Consider the following 19,073-nt stretch of genomic DNA (forward strand, 5'->3'; position numbering starts at 1 on the left):
GCCGATGAGTCTCGACGCCCCGACCCGCGCCGACGCCGCGGCTCCCCGCGCCGCCCGCCCCCCCGACCGGCTGCCCGACGGCTTCCGGGTGGCCCTGCGCCCCGACGTACGCCGCCTCGACGGCGGACGGCTGCTCGTCGGGGGCTCGCCGATGCGCGCGATGCGGCTCTCGCCCGCGGCGCTCGCCGTGCTGGGCGACGGCGGCTTCGTGGTGACCGACGACCGCTCGGCCGCGCTGGCCGCGAGCCTGCTGCGCGCCGACGTCGCGGAGCCGGTGCTCGACCCCGCACCGGTCGCGGCCGACCTGCTCACCGTGGTGCTGCCCGTGCGCGACCGCTGCGACCAGCTCGACCGCGCGCTGGGCGCCCTGGGTCGGGCCTGCCGCGTGCTCGTCGTCGACGACGCCTCCCGCGACCCCGCCGCCGTCGCCGCGGTCGCCCGCCGCCACGGCGTCGAGGTGCTCGCGCTCGCCGTCAACGTCGGGCCGGGCGGCGCCCGCAACGCCGGCCTGGCGCACGTGCGCACGCCCTACGTCGCCCTCGTCGACTGCGACGTCACCGTCGGCACCGACCTGCTCCTGCGCCTGGCCCGGCACCTCCTCGACCCGACGGTCGCGCTGGTCGGCCCGCGGGTGGTCGGCCGGGCGCGCAGCACGCGGGCGCGGTGGTGGGAGAGCTACGACGAGGTCGCCTCCTCGCTCGGCCTCGGCACCCGCGGCGGGGTCGTGCGCCCGGGCGCCGCGGTCGGCTGGCTGCCCGCCGCCTGCCTGGTCGGGCGGGTCGCCGACCTCGGCGAGGGCTTCGAGCCCGGGCTGCGGGTGGCCGAGGACGTCGACCTCGTCTGGCGCCTCGACGCCGCCGGTCGCACCGTGCGCTACGACGCGGGCGAGCAGGTCGACCACGACGCCCGGGCCACCGTGCGCGGCTGGCTGGGCCGCAAGGTGCTCTACGGCACCGGTGGGGCGCTGCTGGCCCAGCGCCACGGCGACCGCGGCGCGCCCGCGGTGCTCTCACCGGAGCTGGCGCTCGCCGCGGCGGCGCTGCTGCTGCGCCGCCGCTGGTCGGCCCCGGTGGCGGCCCTGGCCGTGGCCCGCGGCGCGCACGCGCTGGCCACCACGCTGCCCGAGGCGCCGGAGCGCCCGCGCCTGGCCGCCGGCCTCACCGCCCGCGGCCTGGGCTGGGCCGTGCGCCAGGAGACCGGCCTGCTGCTGCGGCACTGGTGGCCGCTCACCGTGGTCGGCGTCGCCCTCAGCCGCGACGTGCGCCGCGCCGTCGTCTCGGCCCTCGTGGTCGACCTGGTGGTCGGCGTGCGCGAGCACCCCCGCGCCGACCCCCGCCTGCTGCTGCTCGGCCGCCGCCTCGACGACCTCGCCTACGGCACCGGCCTGTGGCTGGGCGCTCTGCGCGCCCGCTCGCCGCGCTGCCTGCTGCCGCGCTCGCCGCGCTCGCCGCGCTCGCGTCGCTGAGCCGCCCGTGCGAGCGGACCGCAGTCCGTCAACAAGAACGTTGACGGTCGAGCGCGGGGCGCCGTACGGTCGGGGCGGTCCCCGACCGTCGGGCCGACCGAGTGAAGCCGAGGACCACGATGACCCGACCTTCCCGTCCGTGCTGCGACCGTGTGAGGGGAGCCGGGTGGTGAGCACTCCGGTGCGGGCGGCGCTCCGGGGCGCGGTCGTCGGCGGCGGCACCATGGGGGTGGGCATCGCCTACGTGATGGCCACCCACGGCCTGCGCACCACGGTGGTGGAGCCCAGTGCCGAGCGCGTGAGGGCCCTGCGCGACGAGGTGGACGCCGCGCTGGCCGGCGGCGTCGCCCGCGGACGCCTCGACGAGGCGCGGGCCGACGCCGTCCGCGAGGGCCTCGTGGTCGTCGGGTCGGTCGAGGACCTCCCCGTGGGTCTGGACGTGATCGTGGAGAGCGTGCCCGAGCGGGCGGACCTCAAGGCGGCAGTGCTCGCCGCGGCCGAGGCGCTCGCTCCACGACTGCTCGCGACCAACACGAGCTCGATGTCGGTGGACGCCCTGGCTGCTCCCTTGGCGCATCCTGAGCGTTTCTGCGGCCTGCACTTCTTCAACCCGGTCTGGTCGATCGGGCTCGTCGAGGTGGTCCGGGGGGCTCGCACCGGCGCGGAGTCCCTCGCCCTCGCCCTCGACCTCGTCGGGGCGATGGGCAAGGAGAGCGCCGTCGTCAACGACTCGCCGGGCTTCGCCACCAGCCGGCTCGACCTGACGCTGGCGTTGGAGTCCATCCGGATGCTCGAGGAGGGTGTCGCCGCGGCCGAGGACATCGACCGGGCCGTGCGGCTGGCCTACCGCCACCCGGTCGGGCCGCTCACGCTCAGCGACATCGTCGGTCTCGACGTGCGCCTCGACATCAGCCGTCAGCTCGAGGTGTCCCTCGGCCCGCGGTTCGCGCCCCCGCGCCTGCTCGAGGAGATGGTCGCCGAGGGTCGGCTGGGCCGGAAGTCGGGGCGCGGGTTCTTCGACTGGTCCGAAGGAGAGCGCCCGTAGGCCTTGTGGAGCGTCAACGCATGTGTTGATACTGGTGTGACCGACACCACCTGAGGAGTGACCGTGCGCGACGCCGTGATCGTGGAAGCCATCCGTACCCCCGTCGGGAAGCGGGGCGGCGGCCTGTCCGCCGAGCACCCGGTCGACCTCTCGGCCGACCTGCTCGTCGCCCTCGCCGCCCGGACCGGACTCGACCCCGCCCTGGTCGACGACGTCCACTGGGGCTGTGTGCACCAGGTCGCCGAGCAGACCTACAACGTGGCGCGCAACGCGGTGATCGCTGCCGGGTGGCCCGAGTCGGTGCCCGGCACGACCCTCGACCGGCAGTGCGGCTCCTCCCAGCAGGCCGTGCACTCCGCCGCCGCCATGGTCGTCTCGGGGCAGGCCGACATCGTCGTCGCCGGCGGCGTCGAGGTGATGAGCCGCGTGCCGATGGGGGCCTCGGTGCTCGACAAGGACCCGTTCGGGGAGCGCTTCGCCGCCCGCTACGACGGGCGTCGACCCCACATGGGCCTCGGCGCCGAGGAGATCAACCGTCGCTGGTCGCTCACCCGCACCCAGCTCGACGAGTTCGCGCTGTCGTCGCACGAGAAGGCGGCCCACGCCCAGAAGAACGGCCTCTTCGAGAGCCAGATCGTCCCGGTGACCACTGCCGACGGAGTGACCGTCGAGCACGACGAGGGCATCCGGCCGGGCGGCTCGCTGGAGAAGCTCGCCGGCCTGCGGTCGGTCTTCGCCGAGGACGGCCTGCTCACCGCCGGCAACAGCTCCTCGATCAACGACGGCGCGGCGGCGCTGCTGGTCATGACCGGCGACAAGGCGCGAGAGCTCGGCATGACGCCGATCGCGCGGGTGCACACCGCCGTCGTCGCGGGCGACGACCCCATCATCAGTCTCACCGCCCTGATCCCCGCCACCCGCAAGGCCATGGACCGCTCGGGCCTGTCGCTCTCCGACATCGGCGTCTTCGAGGTCAGCGAGGCCTTCGCCTCGGTGCCGCTCGCCTGGCAGAAGGAGATCGGAGCCGACCCGGCCCTGATGAACCCCCACGGTGGTGCGATCTCCATCGGCCACCCGCTCGGCGCCAGTGGGGCTCGGCTGATGACCACGATGGTCCACCACATGCGCGAGGCCGGCGTGCGCTACGGCCTCCAGACGATGTGCGAGGGCGGCGGGCTCTCCAACGCCACGATCCTCGAGCTGCTCTGACCCGGTCGACCTGCCACGCGCCGTCCACCACCCGCCACCACGAGGAGTCCCGATGTCCGACCTGAAGCTGAGCCACTCTCCGCTCATCCCGGAGACCGAGGAGCGTCGGGCGTTGCGGGAGTCGGTGGCGGCCCTGGCCGGCAAGTACGGTCGTGCCTACTTCCAGGAGGCGGCAGCCCGGGGCGGCTTCCCCGACGAGCTCTACCGCGACCTCGGGCACGCCGGCTTCCTGGGCGTGAACATGCCCGAGGAGTGGGGCGGCGGGGGCGGGGGCCTGGCCGACCTGGCCGTCGTGATCGAGGAGTGCGCCGCCCAGGGCTGCCCGATGCAGATGATCGTCATCAGCTCGATCACCGCATCGATCATCGCCCGCCACGGATCCGAGGTGCTCAAGGAGAGGTGGCTGGAGGGGATCTGCAGCGGGGAGAAGAAGGTGGTCTTCGCGATCACGGAGCCCGACGCCGGCACCAACACCCACAACATCTCCACCACCGCGACGCCGTCGCCCGGCGGCGGGTGGACCCTCACGGGACAGAAGTACTGGACCTCCGGGGTCGACGAGGCCGACGCCGTCATGGTGGTGGCCCGCGATGCCGAGCCGGGCCCCGACGGCAAGCGCACGCTGTCGCTCTTCCTGATCCCGACGGACGCGCCCGGATTCAGCTACACCGTGATCGACTCGGCCCTGCGGGCGCCGGAGCGACAGTTCGTCACCTTCTACGACGACGTGCCCGTCGCCGCCGACTCGATCGTCGGTGACCAGGGCCGCGGTCTCCAGCAGGTCTTCGCCGGGCTCAACCCCGAGCGGGTCGCTGCTGCGGCGATCGCCTCCGGCATCGCGCTGTACGCCCTGCAGCGCGGAGCGCTCTACGCCAACCAGCGCACGGTGTGGAGCCAGCCCATCGGCGCCCACCAGGGCCTGTCGCACCCCCTCGCCAAGGCCTACATCGACGTGCAGCAGGCCCGGCTGATGAACTTCCGCGCCGCGGAGCTCTACGACACCGGTCAGGACGCCGCCTGCGCCGAGGCGGCCAACATCGCCAAGCTCGCCGCCGCCGACGCCTGCCTGCTCTCACTCGACCAGGCGATGCAGACCCACGGTGGCAACGGCCTGTCCAACGAGTATGGGCTCTCCGACCTGTGGTTCACCGCACGCATGCTCAAGACGGCTCCCGTGAGCCGCGAGATGGTCCTCAACTACGTCGCGCAGCACAGCCTCGGGCTGCCCAAGAGCTACTGAGGAGAGCGGCGTGACCTTCACCTTCGCGGAGGCGCTGGGCGACCTGGCGTCCCGCACCCCCGACGCCACGGCCATCCTCTTCGAGGAGCAGCGCCTCAGCTTCGCCGACCTCCACGGCCGGGGCACCCGGCTGGCCCACGTGCTCGACGGTCTCGGCGTCGCCGACCAGCGGCGCGTCGGGTTCCTGGGCAGGAACTCCCCGGCCTTCTTCGAGCTGGCCCTGGCCTGCAGCCTCCAGGACGCCGTGCTCGTCGGGCTCAACTGGCGACTCTCCCGCTCCGAGCTGGTCTCGATCACCGCCGACGCCGACCTGTCGCTGCTGGTGGTCTCGCCCGACCTCGTGCACCTGGTCGACGCCGACGCCGGGGTGCGCGTCGTGACCACGGGGTCCGAGCTCGACGCCCTCGTCGCCGCGGCCGACGACACCCCGGTCGAGACGCGCACGCGTGGGGAGAGCGTGCTGCTGCAGTTCTACAGCTCCGGCACGACCGGCCTGCCCAAGGGCACGCTCATCACCAACGACAACCTCGCCTTCACCCGGACCAGCGGTCGCCTGCTCTACGGCATGGACGCCGACACGGTGAACCTGGTGCCCTCGCCGCTCTTCCACATCGGCGGCGCGGGCTACGGCTCGACCGCCCTGACCCAGGGCGGCACGACCGTGCTGGTGCCCGACTCGGACCCCCTCACGCTGCTGGGTGCGATCGAGCGTCACGGGGTGACCCACGCCTTCATGGTGCCTGCCGTGATCCAGGGCATCGTCGGCTCGCCGGCGCTGCGCACCTCCGACGTCTCCAGCCTGCGGCTGGTGGCCTACGGCGGGGCACCCATGAGCGAGGCGCTCCTGGAGTCGGCGATCGCGGCACTGCGCTGCGACTTCCTCGGTGTCTACGGGATGACCGAGACCTCGGGCACCGTGGTCGCGCTGGCTGCCACCGACCACGACCCGGGCGGCCCGCGCGCCCACCTGCTGCGCTCGATCGGCAAGGCCCTGCCGTGGGCCTGCGAGGTCGAGGTGCGTGACCCGGTGACACTCGAGGCGGCCGAGGTGGGCGCCGTGGGGGAGATCTGGGTCCGCTCGGGCCAGGTGACGCCCGGCTACTGGCGCCAGCCGGAGGCGACCGCGCAGGCGCTGACCGCCGACGGCTGGCTGCGCACCGGGGACGCTGCCTACCGCGACGCCGACGGCTTCCTCTTCCTCCACGACCGGATGAAGGACATGGTCATCACCGGCGGTGAGAACGTCTATCCCGCCGAGGTCGAGAACGTCCTGGCCCACCACCCGGCGGTGCTGGAGGTCGCGGTGATCGGCGTGCCGTCGCGGCGGTGGGGCGAGAGCGTCAAGGCGCTCGTCGTGCCCCGCCCCGGCGTCGAGGTCGACGCCGCCGACCTGATCGCCTTCGCCCGCGACCGCCTCGCCCACTACAAGTGCCCCCGCGCGGTCGAGACCATCGAGGTCCTTCCCCGCAACGCCTCGGGCAAGATCCTCAAGAAGGAGCTGCGCATGTCCCACGGAAGTCCCGTCTCGTGAGCGCCGAGGTGGCAGGTGTCGAGAAGGGCTCCGTCGGGGCCGTGCCCGACCGGGTCCTACCGCTGGTGAGGCGGTGGACGGTGAGCTGGCTCAACGGCCACGACCCCGCTGCGTGCGAGGACCTGCTCGCCGAGGACTACCGGCTGCGTATCGGCACCTTCGAGGTCGACCGCCGTGACGACTACGTCGAGGCCACGGTCGGCCAGCTCGCGCAGTTCCCCGGGCTCGTGCTGACTGTGCACGACGTGCTGACCAACGGCCGCCAGGCAGCGGTGCACTTCACCGAGCACGGCGTCTCGCTGCGCCACGACGGCAACGCCGCGGCCTGGACAGGGGTCGTGCTCTTCGACTCCGACTCCGACTCCGGGGTCAGGGGCAACGGGGCTGGCGGCGACCGGCTGACCCGCGCCTGGGCCGAGGAGGACTACGCCGCGCGGCGTCGACAGCTCGCCTCGGGCACGCCCGACCCGGTCGGCTCCCCGGCCGTGGCGCCGTGGGACACCCCCGCGGAGCCCGCCGACCCGACCGCCGAGTCCGTCGTGCTGGCGTGGCTGGAGGCAGGGTTGCCAGCGGTCGAGGGCGTGGTCTGGGACGACGCGGATCTCGACGACGCCGGCCCTGCGCTGACGGCGCACGGCGGGGAGGTCGACGTGGTGGTGTCGGCGGGCTCGCGGGTCGCCTTCCACGGGCGTCTCGCCGGCGCGGCGGCCGACGGCTCCGGCGGCAGCGCCGTGATGGACGTGGCCGGCTTCGTCACCGTGGTCGACGGGAAGGTGGCGAGCGGGGTCGTGGTCTCCGACCGGCTGGCGGCCCGCTCGGCGCTGAAGAAGTCGCGGCAGGCGGACTGATGGGTGCCGCGGTCGGTGTCGAGGACGTCGGGGCCGTGCGCGTGGTCACCCTCGACCGCCCCGCGGTGCGCAACGCCCTCGACCTCCCGACCGCGACCGCCCTGGCCGAGGCCCTCGACGGCCTCGACGACGATCCGGCCCTGGCCGTGGGGGTGATCACCGGCGCCGGCGGCCACTTCTGCGCCGGCATGGACCTCAAGGCCTTCCTCGCCACCGGGCAGCGTCCGGAGGTGCCCGGCCGCGGTCTCGGCTTCACCCGTCGGCCGCCGGTCAAGCCGCTGGTGGCCGCCGTCGAGGGCACGGCCCTCGCGGGTGGCTTCGAGCTCGTGCTGGCCTGCGACCTCGTCGTGGCCGCCCTGGACGCGCGTCTCGGCCTCCCCGAGGCCAGGCTGGGTCTGGTGGCGGGGGCGGGTGGCCTCCTGCGGCTCTCCGCACGCGTGCCCCGGGCGGTCGCGATGCGGTGCGCCCTCACGGGGGAGCCGTTCTCGGCGCAGGAGGCGGAGCGATGGGGCCTGGTCAACGAGGTGACGGCGCCCGGGGAGGCGCTCGACCGCGCCCTGGCCCTCGCGCGCCAGGTCGCGGCCAGCGCGCCGGGCTCGCTGCGGGCGAGCAAGGAGCTGCTCGACCGGCGGCTCGCGCCCTCGGCCGACGACGTGGCCCGTCAGGACGAGCTGCTCGAGGCGCTCGCCGCCTCCGACGACGCTCGCGAGGGTGCACGCGCCTTCGCCGAGAAGCGCCCACCCGTGTGGGGCCGGACGCCCTAGTGGGCGGCCCCCGAGGTGCTGCGGGCGGCGGTGCGCGCTGCGCGCCTGCCCTCCTCCGGCCGCCCCGAGGGCGCTGGGGAGGGAGGCCGCCCGCCCTTCCCGGACTTTTGTCAACACCAGGGTTGACGCCCGCACCTCAGGGTGGTGTGATCGACACCACAGCCCGGCGCACGACTCGGAGTGCCCCTGGCGACACGCAGCCATCCGGCCCGCCAGGCCCTTCGCGAAGGACGCTTCCCATGTCGCAGAGCACGCTCGCCAGCCCGACCCTCGAGGCGATGCTCGCCGGCCTCCGTGCCGACGAGGTCGTCGACGCCACCGCCCTCTACATCGACGGGCGGTGGGTCGCCTCCGACGCGCCCGGGCGCATCGAGGTGCGCAGCCCGGTCACCGAGCAGGTCATCGCCGAGGTCGCCGAGGGCGCCGCCGCCGACGTCGACAAGGCCGTCGCCGCCGCGCGGGCCGCCTTCCCCGCCTGGGCGGCCCTGGCCCCCTCCGAGCGGGCGGCCTACCTCACCAGGACCTCCGAGCTGCTCGTCGAGCGGATGGAGGCCCTCGCCGAGCTCGGGTCGCGGGACATCGGAGCCCCGCTCGAGGCGGTCAAGGCCGTGCAGCTGGGCCTGCCGATCTTCAACTTCGGCTACTACGCCGACCTGGCCACCTCCTACGACTTCGAGGGCACCGAGATCGGGAACTCCCTCATCGTGCGCGAGCCGGTGGGCGTGGTCGGCTGCATCACGCCGTGGAACTTCCCCCTGCACCAGGTGGCCCTCAAGGTGGCCGCGGCCTTCGCCGCCGGCTGCACCGTGGTGGTGAAGCCCACCGAGGTCACCCCGCTCCTGGTGGTGGCCCTGGCCGAGATCTTCGACGAGATCGGCCTTCCGGCCGGTGTCTTCAACATGGTCCATGGCAACGGGCCCGGGGTCGGCGAGGCTCTCGTCGCGCACCGCGACGTCGACATGATCTCCTTCACCGGGTCGACGCGAGCCGGCAAGCGGATCGCCGAGGTCGCCGCCGGCACGGTGAAGCGGGTCGCGCTCGAGCTCGGCGGCAAGTCGGCCAACGTCATCCTCGATGACGCCGACCTCGAGCAGGCCGTCACCGGGGGACTGGCCAACGCCTACCTCAACTGCGGCCAGGCCTGCACCGCGCTCACCCGGATGCTCGTGCCGGCCTCGCGTCTCGCCGAGGTCGAGGAGATCGCCACCCGTGTCGCCGCGACCTACACCACGGGCCCGTGGGACCAGGAGTCCAGCGTGCTCGGCCCCCTGGTCAACGCCACCCAGCACGAGAAGGTGCGGGGCTTCATCCAGACCGGCATCGACGAGGGCGCGCGCCTGGTGGTCGGGGGCCTGGAGAACGAGCACGAGAGCGGCTACTTCGTGACGCCGACGATCTTCAGCGACGTCACCAACGACATGACCATCGCCCGGGAGGAGATCTTCGGCCCCGTGCTCTCGATCCTCCCCTACTCCGACGAGGAGGAGGCCGTCTCGATCGCCAACGACACCGACTACGGCCTCGCCGGCGCGGTGTGGTCCGGCGACGACGAGCGAGCGCTGCGCGTGGCCAAGCGGCTGCGAGCCGGCCAGATCGAGGTCAACGGCGGAGCGTTCAACCCCGCGGCTCCGTTCGGCGGCTACAAGCAGTCGGGCCTGGGCCGCGAGGCCGGCCCGGCGGGCATCGAGGAGTTCCTCGAGACCAAGGCCATCCAGCGCTGAGCGGCGCCGCACCGCGGCGCCCACCGGCACGACGTACCAGCCAGCACGACCATCTCGGGACCACCCAGCACCGTCAGGACCGACCAAAGGACAAGCGCGTGAAGACCAAAGCAGCAGTGTTGTGGGGAGCCGACCAGGACTGGCAGGTCGAGGAGGTGGAGCTCGGCGACCCGGTCGCCAACGAGGTGCAGGTGCAGCTCGCCGCCTCCGGCCTGTGCCACTCCGACGAGCACGTGCGCGTCGGCGACATCCCGATGGTGGAGCCCGGCGCGTTCCCCTTCATCGGAGGGCACGAGGGCGCGGGGGTCGTGACCAAGGTCGGCCCCGGGGTCACCAGCGTCAAGGAGGGCGACCACGTCGTCCTCGGCTTCATCCCCTCCTGCGGGCAGTGCGCAGCCTGCGCCCGCGGTCACCAGAACCTCTGCGACCTCGGTGCGACGCTGCTCACCGGCCAGGCCATCGCCGACAGCACCAACCGCATCCAGGTGAAGGGGCAGAACGCCTCGCCGATGTGCCTGCTCGGCACCTTCTCGCCCTACGTCACCGTGCACGAGGCCTCGGCGATCAAGATCCTGCCCGACATCCCGCTCGACAAGGCCGCCCTCGTGGGCTGCGGTGTCACCACCGGATGGGGCTCCTCGGTCTACGCCGCCGACGTGCGGGCCGGCGAGACCGTGGTCGTGGTCGGCGTCGGCGGCATCGGCGCCAACGCCGTGCAGGGCGCCCGTGCTGCCGGAGCCCGTCACATCGTCGCGATCGACCCCGTGCCGTTCAAGCGTGAGATGGCGATGAAGCTCGGCGCCACCCACGCCTACGCCAGCATCGAGGAGGCGACGGCGCCGGTCACCGACCTGACGTGGGGTGCGATGGCCCAGAAGGCGATCATCTGCGTGGGCCGGATCCGCGGTGAGGACATCGCCGGCACCCTGTCGCTGGTCGGCAAGGGCGGCACGGCGGTCGTCACCGGCATGGGCTCCATGCTCGACACCGACGTCAGCCTCAGCCTCTTCGAGCTGACCCTGCTCCAGAAGCGGCTGCAGGGCGCGATCTTCGGCTCGGGCAACCCCCGCTTCGACATCCCCAACCTGCTGCGCCTCTACATGGAGGGCGAGCTCATGCTCGACGAGCTGATCACCACCCGCTACCGCCTGGAGGACATCAACCAGGGCTACGCCGACATGAACGCCGGCACCAACATCCGCGGCCTCATCGAGTACGGCCCCGCCGACTGGTGAGTCGGCCCCGGGTCCCGGGGGAAGCAGCGGCCCGGTCGTCCTCGGACGACCGGGCCGCTGTGCGTGTGCGTCGGGCCCTCCCCGTCGCCGCCCCGGATTCAGCCGTGGGGACCGCCGGCGACGTAGAGGACCTGGCCGGTGACGAAGCCGGACCGCACGTCGGCGAAGAACGACACCGCCTGGGCGATGTCGTCGGGCGCGCCGGCCCGCCCCACCGCGATCCCGGCCACCTGCTCGGAGACCAGGTCGTCGAAGGACACGCCTGCGCGCTCGGCCAAGGCCCGCGTCATCTCGGTGACGGTGAAGCCCGGCGCGACGGCGTTGACGGTCACGCCGTAGCGACCCAGCTCGAGGGCGAGGGTCTTGGTGAGGCCTTGCAGCCCGGCCTTGGCCGCGGAGTAGTTGGCCTGGCCCACGGTGCCGAGGGCGGCGATCGAGGACAGGTTGACGATGCGGCCCCAGCCGCGCGTGGTCATGTGGCGCTGGGCCTCCCTGCTCATCAGGAACGCGGAGCGCAGGTTGACGTCGACCACGGTGTCCCAGTCGTCGAGGCTCATCTTGAAGGCGAGGCCGTTGCGCAGGACCCCCGCGTTGTTGACCAGCACCAGCGGGGGACCGAGCTCCTCGGCCACCCGGGCCACGCCGGCGACGACGGTGTCCTCCCGCGACACGTCGGCCCCGACGGCCAGCGCTCGCCGGCCCCGTTCCCTCACACGATTCACGGTCTGCGCGCACGCGGCCTCGTCGAGGTCGACGACAGCGACGTCGTGTCCGTCGTCGGCCAGACGCACGGCGATCTCGGCGCCGATGCCGCGGGCCGCCCCGGTCACGATCGCGACCGGGGGCCCTGCGGGCTCCTTGCCGACCGCCTCGCGGGTCACGACGCGGCGCCGGTCGGCTGGAGCTCGGCGCGGGCGCGCTCGGCGAGCAGGAACTTGCGGGGCCGCCCGCTGGGGGTGACCGGCACCTCGTGGGCGCCGATGGCCACCACGTGCCGGGGGACCTTGAAGCGGGCCAGACGGGCGGTGCACAGGGCGAGGAGCTCGTCGACGTCGACGGCGCGGCCTGGGCGCAGGACGACGTAGGCGACGCCGACCTCGCCCATCCGCCGGTCGGGGAGCGGCACGACGTGGGCCTGGTTGACGGCATCGTGTGAGGTCAGCACGTCCTCGATCTCCTTGGGCACGACCTGCTCTCCGCCGCAGCGGTAGCAGTCCTTGCTGCGTCCCACGAGCGTGAGGTAGTCGTCGACGTCGAGGCGGCCCAGGTCGCCCGTGCGGAGCCAGCCGTCGTCGGTGAAGGCGGCGGCGTCCTCCTCGGGCTTGCGGTGGTAACCAGGGGTGACCCCGGGCCCGCGCACCTGGAGCTCGCCGACCTGGTCGACCCCGAGCACCGCGCCGGTGGCGGGGTCGACGACGCGGTAGACCGCGAGCCGGCCGCCCAGGGCGGGGTCGCCGGCGACGCCGACGTCGCGCAGCCTGCCGTTGGTGCTGAGGCGGCGCTCACGGGGGTCGTCGGGCCGGGTGACGGTGGTCGAGGCGGTGGTCTCGCTCATCCCGTAGCCCGTGGTGAGCTCGAGGGGGCCGAGGACGGCCTCGATCCGGTGCCACAGTCCGGTGGGGGAGACGCCGCCGGAGGAGATCATGGAGCTCAGCGACGACAGGTCGTGGACCGGCCCACCCGTCTCGACCTCGTCGAGCAGGGCCTGGGTCATCGTCGGGATGAGCAGCACGTCGTCGACGTGGTGGCGCTCGATCGCCGCCAGCGTCGCGGCAGGGGTGAACGTCAGCTGTGGCACGATCGAGCCGCCGACGAAGAGCGTCGCGAGCAGGCCCTCGACGTAGCCGTAGACGTGGTACATCGGCAGGGAGAACAGCACCCGGCGACCATCCTGGAAGGCCCGGCCGAAGGCACTGCCGTACGCCGTGCGCAGCAGCATGTCGTGGGTGAGCAGCACGCCCTTCGGGCTGCCGGTCGTGCCGGACGTGTAGAGCACGTCCGCGGGGGCGCCCGGACCGGTCGAGGTCACGGGCTCCCAGCCCTCGTCCGTACCGCCGAGCTCCTCGACGGTGCGGGCTCCGGGGCGCGGCGTGCGTCCCTCCCCGGTCAGGACGAAGACCGCCCGCAGGTCGGGCAGGTCGGACCCTCCTCCACCGGACTCCCAGCCGGGGGCGAGGTCGTCGAGCATGTCGAGGTAGTCGAGGTCTCGGAACGCGTCCATCGTGACCAGCGCCGAGGCACCCGACTGGCGCAGCACGTAGCCCAGCTCGTCGCGGCGGTTGAGGAAGTTCACCGGCACCGCGGTGGCCCCGGCGCGCGCGATGGCGTACTTGAGCGCCACGAACTCCGGGTGGTTGGCCATGACCAGGGCCACGAGGTCCCCGGGGCGCACCCCGGCGGCGACCAGGCCACGCGCCAGGCGACGTGACCAGTCCGCGACCTCGCGGTAGGTCCAGCTGCGGTGGTCGGTGACGACGTAGGGGCGGTCACCGAACTCCTCGACAGCGGCGTCGAGCTGCTCGTCGAGGCGTCGCGCGACCCAGGCCGGGTGCCGCCCCTCGAGCGCCTCCTGGCGCTCGGCCACGCTGGGGAGCATCGGCTCAGCCCTTCCCGTTCTGCGCGGCCACGCCCTGGTCGGCGCGGGTGCGGAGGTGGTCGTCGTGCTGCTCGTCCTCGCGGCCGCCCTGCCGACCGCGCGAGGCCTGGTAGGCGTCCCAGTAGGTGCGGTGGTGGGAGAAGGGCTCATCGCGGTCCTCGACCGCGGCGCGCACCCCGTGGGCGTCCTGGAACCGCTTGAAGTCCGCCATCGCAGGCCCGGCGATGGCCATGGCGTCGGCGTCGTTGGCGGCCGCGATCGCCGAGGCGATGCCCATGGCGTCCCACCACCGGTTGGTGGCCTCCTTGTGGGAGTAGAGCATCTCCAGCGGCACGTGCGCGATGCGCTCGGCGTAGGCCATGGCCACGTCGAGCACCTCCTCGGCGGGCACGGCGCGGTTGGCGAGCCCGAGCTCGGCGGCCTCGGTGCCGGTCATGCTGTCGCCGGTGAACAACCACTCCTTGGTCTTGCGCATGCCTAGGTGGACCGGCCACAGACCGAACGTGTGGATCTCGCCCATGGTGCGGGCCTCGGGCTGCCCGAACTGCGCGTCGTCGGCGGTGAAGACGATGTCGAGCACGCCGGCGAGATCGAGCCCACCGGCGACACACGCCCCTCGCACGACCCCGACAGTGGCCTGGCGGATGCGCCACAGGCGCATCCACCTCTCGCGGGACTCGTGGAACTCGCGCCTGGAGAAGATCGGCGCACGCCGGTGGGGGCGGCTGTCCTCGGGACGCGAGGGCTCCCCGCTGCCCCACAGGTAGCCCCACTCGGTGAGGTCGTAGCCGGTGCAGAAGTTCTTGCCGTTGCTCTTCACGACGAGCACGCGGGTGTCGTCGTCGCGGTCGAGGTCGTCCATGACGAGGTCCATGTCGTCGCGCATCTGCCGGCACAGGGCGTTGCCACGGTCGGGGCGGTTGAGGGTCATCGTCGCGATGCGGTCGGACTTCTCGTAGACGAGCGTTTCGAGCTCCATGGGTGGCCTTCCTGTCTGCTCGTCGTCGGCTCGGCCGACGCGGCGCTGGGTGATGCACGTCACTGTGGATCAACATAAGCGTTGACGCGGGGTGTCGCAAGGAGTCCTCCCTGTCCCGTCAACAAGTGTGTTGACCGAGCGGATCGCGATGGCTACCGTCGGTGTTCCGGAGCACGACGAGCGAGGAGACCGGCTGTGGTGGACCCTGTGGTGGACGTGACCGAGGTCGACGTCGTGGTGGTGGGGGCCGGCTTCGCCGGTCTGCGTGCCCTGCACACGCTGCGCGGGGCGGGCCACTCGGTGGTGGTGCTCGAGGCGGGCGACGACATCGGCGGCGTCTGGCAGTGGAACCGCTACCCCGGTGCGCGCTGCGACGTGGAGAGCTACGACTACTCCTACGGCTTCTCCTCCGAGCTCGAGCAGGAGTGGCGCTGGAGCGAGCGCTACGCGACCCAGCCCGAGATCCTGCGCTACATCCACCACGTGGCCGAGCGCTTCGACCTGCGTCGAGACGTCCGCCTCGGCCAGCGGATGGTCGACTCCACCTGGGACGACGCGAGCGCCCGCTGGTCGGTGAGCACCGAGAGTGGCGGGGCCTGGAGGTCCCGCTTCCTGGTCATGGCCACGGGGCAGCTCTCGACCACCAAGACCCCGAGCCTGCCCGGCCAGGACGACTTCCGCGGCCAGGTGCTGCTCACCGCGCAGTGGCCCCGCGAGGGCGTCGACCTGTCCGGCAAGCGGGTCGGGGTCATCGGCACCGGGTCGTCCGGCATGCAGCTGATCCCCGTCGTCGCCCAGGAGGCCGCCCACCTCACGGTCTTCCAGCGCACCCCCAACTTCAGCGTGCCGGCCACCAACGGGCCGATCAGTGACGAGCGTGACGCCGAGGTCAAGGCGTCCTACGCCGAGCGCCGCGAGGCCTCGCGCAACTCGCCGAGCGGTCTCGGCACCATCCCCATCAGCAGGACCTCCGCGCTCGAGGTGAGCGACGCCGAGCGTCGTGAGCGCTACGAGGACTACTGGGCCACCGCCGGCTTCGGGTTCGCGCTCGTCTACTACGACATCCTGCGCGACCGGGCCGCCAACGACACCGCCGCCGACTTCATCCGGGAGAAGATCGCCGCCAAGATCGACGACCCCGTGCTGCGCGAGAAGCTGATGCCGCGCGACTTCCCCTTCGCCGCCAAGCGCCCCTCGGTCGACAGTGGCTACTTCGAGACCTTCAACCGCGACGACGTCACGCTCGCCGACATCCGGGAGGATCCGCTGCAGGCGATGACCCCGACCGGGCTCCGCACGGCGAGCGGTGCGGAGCACGACCTCGACGTCGTCGTATTCGCCACCGGCTTCGACGCCCTCACGGGCTCCCTGCTGCGTCCGACCATCACCGGTCGGGGTGGGCTCACGTTGAAGGAGAAGTGGTCGGCCGGGCCGGTCACTCAGCTCGGGCTGTGCGTGCACGACTTCCCCAACCTGTTCATCGTCGCAGGTCCGGGCAGCCCCTCCCTGCTGAGCAACGTGCTGCTGTCGACCGAGCAGCACGTCGACTGGATCGCCGCGCTCCTCGCCCACCTGGAGTCCGTCGGCGCCGACGTCGTCGAGGCGACCGAGGCGGCCGAGCAGGCGTGGGTGGCCCACGTGAACGAGCGGGCCCAGGAGACGCTCTACCCGCTCGCCACGAGCTACTACAACGGTGACGAGGTCGAGGGGAAGCCTCGGGTCTTCATGCCCTACCCCGGTGGCGTGCGCGCCTACCGCAGGATCCTGGAGCGGGTGGTCGACGAGGGCTACTCCGGCTTCGAGCTCTCCTCGAGCCGCGAGCGGGAGCCGGCTCAGGCCTGAGCCGACCAGGTCGGACCAGCGCCGCCGGCGCAGGTCGCGGCCAGGAGCTCCGTCAGCTCGGCGGCCTGGCTGAGCGCCGCGTCCATCCACCAGAATCCGTGCGCCGCCCCGGCGTACGTCGTCTCCTCGACAGCGACGCCGGCCTCGGCGAGACGCGCGGCGTAGTGCAGCGCCTCGTCGCGCAGCGGGTCGAGCTCCGCGGTCACGATGGTGGTCGGCGGGAGGCCGCTGAGGTCCTCGGCCAGCACGGGCGCCGCGCGCGGGTCCCGGCCGGCCGCGGGCGAGGGCAGGTAGAGGTCCCAGAACCACGCCAGCTCCCGCGCGGTCATGAGCGGTCCGTCGGCGCGGCGGCGGTAGGAGGCGTAGGGCGTGTCGAGGGCGGGGTGCAGGCACGGGTAGACGAGCACCTGCGCCCGCACGGCCCCTGGGCTGTCGCGCAGCTCGAGCGCCGTCGCGGCGGCGAGGTTGCCACCCGCGCTGTCGCCGACCAGCACCAGCGCCTGTGCGGGGTCGCCCCCGAGCGCGGCAGGGTCGGCGGCGAGGGCGCGCGCGGCCGCGACGCAGTCGAGCAGCGGGCCGGGGAAGCGGGTCTCCGGTGCCCGGCGGTAGTCGAGGGAGACCACGACGCAGCCGCTCGCGGCGGCCAGGGCCCGGCACGGACGGTCGGCGGCCTTGAGCCCGCCGAGCACGAACCCGCCACCGTGCAGGTAGAGCACCAGCGGGCGCTGCTCGTCGGGCGAGGGGTGGTAGACCCGGGCGGGCAGCAAGCCGGCGTCTCCGGGCAGCAGCACGTCGCGCACCCCGGCGACCGGGGTGGCCGGGTGCTGCAGGCGCAGCACTCCGTCGAGCAGCGCGCGGGCGTGCGGCACGCTCACGGTGTCGTAGGTCGGCACGGCCAGCTCGTCGAACTGGGCCACGAGGCGCGCCACGTCGGGGTGGGCGGTGGGCTCCGCCACGCTCACCTCACCTCCACGCCGTCCAGGAGCATGCTGGCGTAGGACTCCCCGATGGTGGCGGCGTCGACGGCGGAACGCTCGGGGTTGAACCAGCGGTTGGTCCAGCTGACCATCCCGATCAGTCCGTAGGCCATGACCCGCGGGTCGGTGACCGGACGCAGGGTGCCCTCCTCGACGCCCTGGGTGACGATCGCGGTGACGGCCTCCTCCCAGCGACGGTTGACCTTGCGCATCTCCTCGGCCCACTCGCGTCGCGCCTCGGCGACGTGGGCGAGGTTCTCCTGGAGGTAGACGTAGAGGAACGGGTAGTTCTCGGCGTAGCTGACCATGAGCGAGGTGATCAGCTCGCGCAGCTTCGCGGGCGCCGGCTGGTCGGAGTCGCGGATGCCCTCGGCGACCACGAGGTTGGCCTTGACGACGTCGGTGACGACCTCGTCGAGGAGCTCCTCCTTGCTGCTGACGTAGTAGTACAGGCTGGCCCGCTCCGTGCCGACGGCCTCGGCGATGTCGGCCAGCGACGTGCCCTGGTAGCCGCGGACCTTGAAGACCTGTGCGGCGGCGTTGATGATCTCGGTCCGTCTGAGGCTGTAGCCGCCCTTCTTGCGTCCTCGCGCGGCGGCCCGGCGCCGGCCGATGCCGCTGTCGTCGGGGTCGGCGGCGGGAGGGTCGGCCGGAGGCGGGTCGCCCGCGCCGCTGGAGAGGGGAGGGGTGCGGTCGTCGCTCACGTCGGGCACCCTAGTGCGCCGCGCCGTGGCGCTCACCCGATCACGTACCCACCGTCGACCACCACGGTCTGCCCCGTGACGTAGCCGGCGGCGCTGCTGGCCAGCCACACCAGCGTCGCGGCGACCTCCTCGGGGTCGCCCTGGCGACCCACCGCGACCCGCTCCAGCTGGGTGTCGACGTAGCCCGGTGCGTAGCCGTCGCTGATCTCGGTCTCGAAGAAACCGGGCGCGATGGCGTTGACACGGATCCCCTTGCGGCGGGTCCACTGGTTGGCAAGGTCGCGGGTGAGACCGATGAGCGCGGCCTTGCTCGAGGCGTAGGCGGCCTGGGGGAGGGGCTGGGGGCGGAGTCCGATGACGCTGGAGATGTTGACGATGCTGCTCCCGGGGCGCATCACCCGGCCACAGGCCTGGGCCATCCAGTAGGCACCTTCGAGGTTGGTCGCGAGCACCTCGCGGAACTGCTCCGGTGTCTCCCGTGTGGCGGGGTGCGCCGTGCCCACGCCAGCGTTGTTGACCAGGACGTCGATGCGGCCCAGGTGCTCCATGGCGGTCTGCGCGAGTGTCGTGCAGGCCGTCGGGTCGGTCACGTCGGTCGCGACCGGCACTGCCCGGCGCCCCTCCGCCTCGACGAGGAGGGCGGTCTCGCGCAGCCGCTCCTCACGTCGACCGGCGAGCACGACGTCGGCGCCGGCCTGGGCGAGGGCCACGGCGAAGGCGACCCCCAGCCCTGAGGAGGCGCCCGTGACGACGGCGACCTGGCCGTCGAGTCGGAACCGGTCGAGAACGCTCATGCGGGTGCTCCTCCTTGTCGCCCGGCGGGCGTGGGTCGACGGTAGGACCGACGTCGACCCAGGTCAACACGTTCGTAGATTTAGTCAACACGGCAGTTGACAGTCGGATCGCAGGCTGTTGTG

The 19,073-nt window shown here is 73.0% G+C and carries 16 protein-coding genes; 10 read left to right on the forward strand and 6 right to left on the reverse strand.

Going from position 1 to position 19,073, the window contains the following annotated elements; translation table 11 throughout:
* The first annotated feature begins 4 nt into the window (after positions 1-4).
* From mftF to ASF50_RS00215, 9 genes are all read left to right on the forward strand, one after another.
* The gene (gene mftF / locus ASF50_RS00175) at positions 5-1,465 is read left to right on the forward strand and encodes a mycofactocin biosynthesis glycosyltransferase MftF (RefSeq protein WP_082502574.1); all 1,461 of its coding nucleotides are present in this window, start codon (positions 5-7) and stop codon (positions 1,463-1,465) included.
* A gap of 166 nt (positions 1,466-1,631) precedes the next feature.
* Complete coding sequence (locus ASF50_RS00180) at positions 1,632-2,510, forward strand: 3-hydroxyacyl-CoA dehydrogenase family protein (protein WP_200920009.1); 879 nt, start codon at positions 1,632-1,634, stop codon at positions 2,508-2,510.
* Positions 2,511-2,573: 63 nt separating this feature from the next.
* A complete protein-coding gene (locus tag ASF50_RS00185; protein ID WP_056863518.1) occupies positions 2,574-3,719 on the forward strand; it encodes a thiolase family protein in 1,146 nt (381 codons plus the stop codon).
* Between the two features lie 52 nt (positions 3,720-3,771).
* Positions 3,772-4,959 (forward strand): acyl-CoA dehydrogenase family protein, encoded by a 1,188-nt coding sequence (locus tag ASF50_RS00190; RefSeq protein ID WP_056903113.1) that lies wholly within the window; start codon positions 3,772-3,774, stop codon positions 4,957-4,959.
* A gap of 10 nt (positions 4,960-4,969) precedes the next feature.
* Entirely contained in the window at positions 4,970-6,490 is a 1,521-nt protein-coding gene (locus tag ASF50_RS00195) for an AMP-binding protein (protein WP_056863038.1), read from the forward strand.
* Entirely contained in the window at positions 6,487-7,338 is an 852-nt protein-coding gene (locus ASF50_RS00200) for a nuclear transport factor 2 family protein (RefSeq protein ID WP_056903114.1), read from the forward strand. Before ASF50_RS00195 ends, ASF50_RS00200 begins: the two co-directional genes overlap by 4 nt.
* Positions 7,338-8,102 carry a crotonase/enoyl-CoA hydratase family protein gene (locus ASF50_RS00205; protein ID WP_056863040.1) on the forward strand — a complete coding sequence of 255 codons (765 nt, stop codon included), beginning with the start codon at positions 7,338-7,340 and terminating at the stop codon, positions 8,100-8,102. Before ASF50_RS00200 ends, ASF50_RS00205 begins: the two co-directional genes overlap by 1 nt.
* A 239-nt stretch (positions 8,103-8,341) precedes the next feature.
* The gene (locus ASF50_RS00210; protein ID WP_228941295.1) at positions 8,342-9,823 is read left to right on the forward strand and encodes an aldehyde dehydrogenase family protein; all 1,482 of its coding nucleotides are present in this window, start codon (positions 8,342-8,344) and stop codon (positions 9,821-9,823) included.
* 98 nt (positions 9,824-9,921) lie between these two features.
* Positions 9,922-11,058, forward strand: a complete 1,137-nt coding sequence (locus tag ASF50_RS00215) for an NDMA-dependent alcohol dehydrogenase (RefSeq protein WP_056903115.1) — start codon at positions 9,922-9,924, stop codon at positions 11,056-11,058.
* 98 nt (positions 11,059-11,156) lie between these two features.
* Here the strand turns inward: ASF50_RS00215 and ASF50_RS00220 are convergent, their stop codons facing one another.
* The 3 genes from ASF50_RS00220 to ASF50_RS00230 are packed head-to-tail and all read right to left on the reverse strand — an operon-like array spanning position 11,157 to position 14,633.
* Positions 11,157-11,939, reverse strand: a complete 783-nt coding sequence (locus tag ASF50_RS00220; RefSeq protein ID WP_056863042.1) for an SDR family oxidoreductase — start codon at positions 11,937-11,939, stop codon at positions 11,157-11,159.
* Positions 11,936-13,654 carry a class I adenylate-forming enzyme family protein gene (locus ASF50_RS00225; RefSeq protein WP_056903116.1) on the reverse strand — a complete coding sequence of 573 codons (1,719 nt, stop codon included), beginning with the start codon at positions 13,652-13,654 and terminating at the stop codon, positions 11,936-11,938. Before ASF50_RS00225 ends, ASF50_RS00220 begins: the two co-directional genes overlap by 4 nt.
* A 4-nt stretch (positions 13,655-13,658) precedes the next feature.
* A complete protein-coding gene (locus tag ASF50_RS00230) occupies positions 13,659-14,633 on the reverse strand; it encodes an enoyl-CoA hydratase-related protein (protein WP_056863044.1) in 975 nt (324 codons plus the stop codon).
* 198 nt (positions 14,634-14,831) lie between these two features.
* On the opposite strand from ASF50_RS00230, the gene ASF50_RS00235 reads away from it, so the two are divergent.
* On the forward strand, positions 14,832-16,475 hold the full coding sequence (locus ASF50_RS00235) for a flavin-containing monooxygenase (RefSeq protein ID WP_228941292.1): 1,644 nt from the start codon (positions 14,832-14,834) through the stop codon (positions 16,473-16,475).
* Here ASF50_RS00235 and ASF50_RS00240 read toward each other — a convergent pair.
* From ASF50_RS00240 to ASF50_RS00250, 3 genes are read right to left on the reverse strand one after another with little or no spacing between them, the layout of a single operon-like run.
* Positions 16,466-17,431: an alpha/beta hydrolase gene (locus ASF50_RS00240; protein ID WP_056903117.1), complete on the reverse strand. Its 966-nt coding sequence runs from the start codon at positions 17,429-17,431 to the stop codon at positions 16,466-16,468. The genes ASF50_RS00235 and ASF50_RS00240 overlap by 10 nt on opposite strands.
* Before the next feature lie 2 nt (positions 17,432-17,433).
* A complete protein-coding gene (locus ASF50_RS00245; protein WP_162242352.1) occupies positions 17,434-18,156 on the reverse strand; it encodes a TetR/AcrR family transcriptional regulator in 723 nt (240 codons plus the stop codon).
* A gap of 32 nt (positions 18,157-18,188) precedes the next feature.
* The gene (locus ASF50_RS00250) at positions 18,189-18,950 is read right to left on the reverse strand and encodes an SDR family NAD(P)-dependent oxidoreductase (RefSeq protein WP_056863047.1); all 762 of its coding nucleotides are present in this window, start codon (positions 18,948-18,950) and stop codon (positions 18,189-18,191) included.
* Between the last annotated feature and the right edge of the window lie 123 nt (positions 18,951-19,073).

The sequence above is a fragment of the Nocardioides sp. Leaf307 genome (assembly GCF_001423135.1).
In the GTDB taxonomy this organism is placed as follows: domain Bacteria; phylum Actinomycetota; class Actinomycetes; order Propionibacteriales; family Nocardioidaceae; genus Nocardioides; species Nocardioides kribbensis.

What these genes read in the sequence shown, in the direction of transcription:
- ASF50_RS00190 (WP_056903113.1), top strand. Translation starts at nt 3,772, where the DNA reads ATGTCCGACCTGAAGCTGAGCCACTCTCCGCTCATCCCGGAGACCGAG.
- mftF (WP_082502574.1), top strand. Translation starts at nt 5, where the DNA reads ATGAGTCTCGACGCCCCGACCCGCGCCGACGCCGCGGCTCCCCGCGCC.
- ASF50_RS00225 (WP_056903116.1), bottom strand. Translation starts at nt 13,654, where the DNA reads ATGCTCCCCAGCGTGGCCGAGCGCCAGGAGGCGCTCGAGGGGCGGCAC.
- ASF50_RS00205 (WP_056863040.1), top strand. Translation starts at nt 7,338, where the DNA reads ATGGGTGCCGCGGTCGGTGTCGAGGACGTCGGGGCCGTGCGCGTGGTC.
- ASF50_RS00210 (WP_228941295.1), top strand. Translation starts at nt 8,342, where the DNA reads ATGTCGCAGAGCACGCTCGCCAGCCCGACCCTCGAGGCGATGCTCGCC.
- ASF50_RS00250 (WP_056863047.1), bottom strand. Translation starts at nt 18,950, where the DNA reads ATGAGCGTTCTCGACCGGTTCCGACTCGACGGCCAGGTCGCCGTCGTC.
- ASF50_RS00230 (WP_056863044.1), bottom strand. Translation starts at nt 14,633, where the DNA reads ATGGAGCTCGAAACGCTCGTCTACGAGAAGTCCGACCGCATCGCGACG.